This is a genomic window from Bacillus sp. LR--39 (assembly GCF_053613335.1).
The window spans coordinates 1-784 of the sequence record NZ_JBSIOT010000709.1 but is presented as its reverse complement, the minus strand read 5'-3'; the positions used below and the strand labels follow the sequence as shown (position 1 = coordinate 784).

General features: G+C 48.7%; 1 protein-coding gene and 1 pseudogene. Both read right to left on the bottom strand.

The genetic code is table 11. The features are described 5' to 3' along the window. The coding region (locus ACWHAR_RS26000; protein WP_452088290.1) for a cyclase family protein at positions 1-486 on the bottom strand (486 nt) is incomplete at its 3' end. 125 nt (positions 487-611) lie between these two features. Then, positions 612-784, bottom strand: a pseudogene (locus ACWHAR_RS25995) (amino acid permease); the annotation flags it as partial.

Genomic DNA, 784 nt, shown 5'->3' with positions numbered 1-784 from the left:
CATCCCGCAGCCGCTGTCCAGGTAATCGCTTTGCCCGTATTTGGCACCGGCCGACGTATTCACAAGAACAATATCCCCGGGCGCGAGTTTATGATTGATGCGGTGAAGTTCTTGTTCGATTTCTTCAGGGGTTACGATATGCCCGTCTTTCAGATGTCTGAAATCCAGCTTAACGCCGGGGCCATGAAACCAGTCAAGCGGAACTTCGTCAATCGTCATCATCCGCTTGCCGTCATCAGTAACAGAACGGTAATGGTATGGAGCGTCTATATGCGTTCCGGCATGCGTTGACATTTTCACTTTTTCCAGCGACCAGCCTTCTCCCCCGGGAAGATCTTGCGAAGAGAGGCCGGGAAAGCTCTGGACCATCTGTTTGGCTCCTTGCTTATGATCCGCATATTCGATTTCAGGGATAAACCCCGGCGGGTCAGACGGAATATCGCCTCTTAGCGATGCCCACAAATGTACAATTTGATTGATTTTCATCTGTTTTCCCCTTTCTGCCTAAGCGGCTGACCATTGAATTGATGTGCGGCTGTTGTCTTTTTAATTTTACAGCAAGAGCCATACAAAAAGCCCGCAGAACTTTCTGCAGGCGATTCGCATTTTTTCTACACTTGCCGTGACTTAGGTTTTCTCAGCTTGTAAATCGCGATCAGCATGATAAACCAAACCGGCGTGACAAATAAGGAAACACGGGTGTCCTGCGCCAGTGCGAGCACAATGAGGATAAACGCAAGAAAACCGAGAACCACATAATTTGAAAACGGGTAAAGCGGCATCT